Genomic DNA, 4,036 nt, shown 5'->3' with positions numbered 1-4,036 from the left:
GTAGTCCGGCGTCGCGGGCAGGGAGTTCACGTCATCGGGCGGCAGGGTGGGGTATGTGGGCACCGGCCAATCCACATAGGTGCCGTCGTCGGGGTGGTCGGGAAGTGGGGTTACCGGGAACGTGGGTACCGTTGGGCTCGTCTCATCTCCAGTGCCGGGATCGCTCGGTGGCGTGTAGGTGATCCCGGGCGGAACGTGTCCGGCGGGATTGTCGCCGGCACCCGGGTACATGTTGAAGGAACCGTCTCCACCGCCAGTAGCGGGTCCCGTACCACCACTGAAATCACCCTGATCTGGCCTAAACTCAGTTCCGCCCGTTTGCTCCCAGTGACGACCGGAGAGGCGCGGTTGTGTGTTGAATTGTTGGGCCCAGTAGTCCATGCGGTCTGCGACGGCTTTGACGCCTTCTTGGGCGCGGGCTTGGCGTTGGGTGTGGAAGTAGGTGTTGAGGGCATCGATGATGCCGTCGGTGATGGTGAAGGTCAGTGGCCCGAGTTGCCAGGTTGATCCGGTTTCGGCAGTGCACAGTTGGTACTCGTCGTCGGAGTTGAGGGCTTCGGGGTAGGCGTCGAGTGCGTGGCAGTGTTCTCGGGCGAGGATGCGCCGATCCGAGTTCATGACTCGAAGGTTCTGGATGAGTGTCGCCACATCGTCGGAGAGTTGTGCGGCTTCGTTCGCGTCGCTGTTGAACGCGGCCCGTGCTGCGTCACCGGTGTCGCCGTCGATACCTTCCGACGCGACACCGCGTAGCACGTTGGAGATGTCGAGGAGTGCGTCGCTGATGGCTTGCGCGTAGGGCAGTTCCGTTTCGGTCTCCATTGATGCGAGGCGGTTCAGTTCGGCTTCCCAGTCCGCACCGCCGCCGTCATCGACACGCATGATCTCCATGATGACTCCCCTGAAATAAGTTCTGTGCGCCGCGCAAACAAGCGGCGCGACCAGTGATGGGTGAGAGCGGTTTAACCGAACTCGCCCGCGACCTGTCCCGGTGCGGCACCGGCTTCGCCGGTGACTGGCGTCGCGGGCACTCCGCTGGCGTCCGTGATCTGGTCCAGGAGCTTCTGCGCGTCGGTGGCAGCGTTCGCGTCGGTCTGCTGGAAATCAGCGATCGTGGCCTGCAGATCACTGACCCGGGTGAGGACTTTGCCGTTCAGCGTCGCGGCGTCCGCGGCGCGCGCGGCGAGCTCTGCTTGGAGTTGGCTAACCCAGGCGCTCATCGCCAGCGGGCGGTAGCTGAGCTGGAACTGTTGCAGCCCGTGGCCCATCTGGGACAGGTCGGTGACGCCGGCCGCGTCAGCTGTGGCCTGTTGGAGGCGTTTGATTCCCGCGGCGAGAGCATCGGCATCGATGCGAATCGCTCTGCGACTGATCGTCATGATTCCCCTCAATCATGTGAAGCCCGACCCTCCGTCACATGGGCCGGATGAATCGGATGGGTGCCGGCGAGGAAGCTACGCTCCTCGCCGGCACCGGGCCCGTTCGAGGTCAGATTTCGAAGCGGCCCTTGGACTTGTGGTCGCTGCGGAGGTAGTCGCCCTTGATGGCGTCGGTCTGCTGACCGATCTGGATCAGCAGCGCGTTCATCTGGTTGATCGAGCGCGACCAGGCGGCGTGAGCGGTGTCGTACGCGACCTGCGCGTCACCCTCCCACGAAGCACGCAGCGTGGAGACCTTCGAGTCCAGGTTCTCCAGAGACTGGTTGATGGCCTTACCACGCTGGTTGATGTCGGACGACAGCGCCTCAAGCGCTGCCGGGTTGACGGAGAAAGAGTCCATGATCGTCAAAATCCTTCGAAGTATCCGGGGTGGCTCAGGCGAGAGTCGCGCCCAGGCCGCCAATGATCTGCTGGTTCGACTCATCCGTCGCCGCCTGGTCAGACGCCGTACCCCGCAGAGCACCCTCCAGCGTCACCAGCACCTGGTTGATCTTGCGGGCCTCAGCCTCCCACCGCTCCACGAGCGAGAAATACTGGTTCGCCGCAGGACCCGTCCACAACGGACGCGTCGCACCAGCCGCACCATCCACCGCACGCACGTTCGCCGCGATCGCCGCGTTCGTGTCGTTCACCGCATTCGCACCAGCGAGTAGCGCACCCGCCTCAGCAGAAATCTTCTCAGCCACAACACACCCCCCAAGTACTGCCGCCCGCGCACCCCCACAGCGCGCAAAAAAGAGCAGCAATCGACAACAGGATAATCCGAGATCTCCGATCACGGAAGACCAAGACATAGGACAGAAGAAATCTGCGGACAACGAATGAATGTGTGCCCGATACACACAGATCGATGGTGTGTATTACCCACACGTGCCGCGTTTCCACAGGAACGTGAGAGCGCATTGCGCAAGAGCGAGTGAGACGCATATGCTTCCCGATGCCAGAGGGGGAGGCATCATGGTGTTCAGCAACCCTGAAGAATCGTTAGCGCGAATCCAGGAGGATGTCGCACGGGCGGAAGCCCGGGCGAAGGCGTTGCCGCTGATGCAGGAACAGATCGCGCAGGTACGCGGGCGGGCGCAGTCGCGTCAGCGGGACATCACGGTCGAGGTGGATGCGTCCGGGCAGGTCGCAGCGCTGGACATCTCCGACGAGGCTCTGGGTCGTGGCGGACGGGCCGTGTCTCGTGAAGTCCTGGACCTGATCCGTGTCGCGACGATCCGCGTGCGGGAGCAATCTCTCGCGATCACGACCGAGCTGCTGGGCGCGGATGATCCGATCGTGAAGCTCACCGCGGACCAGCTCGCCATCGATATCGAAGGCGCGGACCAGAGCGGGGATCTGCGGTGGTAACCGACCGCATCGCAATCAGCCCATCCAAGCTGACCGCGCACGCGCAACAGGTGGAACAACTCGCCACGGACGTCACCGTCGCGTTGGACGCGGTCCGCGGTATCAATCTCGGTGGTGGGGCGTTCGGGGTGATGTGTGCCTGGATGGTGCCACCCGCACTGACCGCCAGCACCCTCGTGATCAACCACATCCAACAGGCTCAGGACGTACTTCAGCGCACGAGCGATGAACTCCGAAGCACCGCCGACGACTTCCGCGCCATGGAGGACGGAAACATCGCTGCCCTGAACGTTCTCCTGAAGAATGTTGAATCCCTGCCCGCCCCTGCGCCCGCCGGGAGCGGAAGCATTTTCGGTGGGGTGTTGGAATGAGTGACGGGAACCCGCTCGTCGCGGATCGCGTCGACACCACGTCCGCGTTCGCGGGCGCGTTTCTCCTGCAAGACGTGGAAGACGTCGCGCACTCGATCTCCTCTGGCGACTGGGCAGCCGGTGCCCTTGCCGTGGCATCGACCGCGCTCGATACGGTCGGGGCGCTCATCGACCCGATCGGCACGCTCATCGCCAATGGCCTCGGGTGGGTGCTGGATCATATCGAGCCACTCAAGTCGTGGTTCAACGACTTCACCGGAGATGCCGCTGAGGTCGCCTCCTTCTCCGGCACCTGGAGCAACACCAGTGCGTACCTCGCTCAACTCGCGGACGGGTATCAAGGGTTGTTGCCACAGCTCGACGGTATGGCCGGTGAGACCATCGACGCGTACCTCGTGCACGCCAACACGCTCATCGCGCACCTCCGCGGCGCAAGCGACTGGTCCAACGCGATCGCCACCGGACTGCAGATCGCGTCCACCCTGGTGCAGATGGTGCACGACGTGGTTCGCGACGTTATCAGCCAGCTCGTCGGCTCCGCGATCTCCGCCGCCGCCACCACAGCAGCAACCATCGGGTTCGGCGCCCCCGTCGCGATGGCCCAGTTCGGCATGAAAGTCGCGGCACTCGTCGCCAAAGTCGGTCGCGTCATCTCCAAAGTCCTCGACGCGCTCACCACGTTCCTTCGCGGGCTCGGCCCCCTCGGACGCGGTATCGCCTCCGTCATCGAACTCCTCGGCAAACTCCTCCCCGGTGCGCCCAGCGGACACCACTCAACCCCACTTGACGCGACCGGCCACCCGCACGCACGCCCCACAGGCTCAGGAGGCGGAGGAGGCACGGGAGGATCCGGTGGGGGCTCGGGTGGCTCTGGCG

Annotated in this window: 6 protein-coding genes and 1 pseudogene; 3 read left to right on the top strand and 4 right to left on the bottom strand. The window is 64.1% G+C overall.

All coding sequences use genetic code 11. The features are described 5' to 3' along the window. The 4 genes and pseudogenes from ACI3KU_RS18880 to ACI3KU_RS18865 form a co-directional block, all read right to left on the bottom strand. Positions 1-888: pseudogene (locus ACI3KU_RS18880) on the bottom strand (hypothetical protein); the annotation flags it as partial. 71 nt (positions 889-959) lie between these two features. Further along, complete coding sequence (locus ACI3KU_RS18875; RefSeq protein ID WP_404923878.1) at positions 960-1,376, bottom strand: hypothetical protein; 417 nt, start codon at positions 1,374-1,376, stop codon at positions 960-962. Positions 1,377-1,485: 109 nt separating this feature from the next. Continuing rightward, complete coding sequence (locus tag ACI3KU_RS18870) at positions 1,486-1,776, bottom strand: WXG100 family type VII secretion target (protein WP_404920912.1); 291 nt, start codon at positions 1,774-1,776, stop codon at positions 1,486-1,488. A 34-nt stretch (positions 1,777-1,810) separates the two neighbouring features. Then, on the bottom strand, positions 1,811-2,122 hold the full coding sequence (locus tag ACI3KU_RS18865) for a WXG100 family type VII secretion target (protein ID WP_404920911.1): 312 nt from the start codon (positions 2,120-2,122) through the stop codon (positions 1,811-1,813). 271 nt (positions 2,123-2,393) lie between these two features. On the opposite strand from ACI3KU_RS18865, the gene ACI3KU_RS18860 reads away from it, so the two are divergent. The 3 genes from ACI3KU_RS18860 to ACI3KU_RS18850 form a co-directional block, all read left to right on the top strand. Beyond that, the gene (locus ACI3KU_RS18860; protein WP_404923877.1) at positions 2,394-2,789 is read left to right on the top strand and encodes a hypothetical protein; all 396 of its coding nucleotides are present in this window, start codon (positions 2,394-2,396) and stop codon (positions 2,787-2,789) included. Continuing rightward, a complete protein-coding gene (locus tag ACI3KU_RS18855) occupies positions 2,783-3,160 on the top strand; it encodes a type VII secretion target (RefSeq protein ID WP_404923876.1) in 378 nt (125 codons plus the stop codon). The genes ACI3KU_RS18860 and ACI3KU_RS18855 overlap by 7 nt, the downstream gene beginning before the upstream one ends. After that, on the top strand, positions 3,157-4,036 hold an 880-nt coding region (locus tag ACI3KU_RS18850; protein WP_404923875.1), incomplete at its 3' end, for a hypothetical protein. The genes ACI3KU_RS18855 and ACI3KU_RS18850, both read left to right, overlap by 4 nt.

Origin of the sequence: Microbacterium sp. ZW T5_56, assembly GCF_044987425.1 — a bacterium.
GTDB lineage: Bacteria > Actinomycetota > Actinomycetes > Actinomycetales > Microbacteriaceae > Microbacterium.
Note: the sequence above shows the minus strand (reverse complement) of the source record. Positions and strands in the feature narration are given on the sequence as shown.

Excerpts from the sequence above, each read along its gene's own strand:
- ACI3KU_RS18875 (WP_404923878.1), bottom strand. The coding sequence starts at position 1,376 with ATGACGATCAGTCGCAGAGCGATTCGCATCGATGCCGATGCTCTCGCC.
- ACI3KU_RS18870 (WP_404920912.1), bottom strand. The coding sequence starts at position 1,776 with ATGGACTCTTTCTCCGTCAACCCGGCAGCGCTTGAGGCGCTGTCGTCC.
- ACI3KU_RS18860 (WP_404923877.1), top strand. The coding sequence starts at position 2,394 with ATGGTGTTCAGCAACCCTGAAGAATCGTTAGCGCGAATCCAGGAGGAT.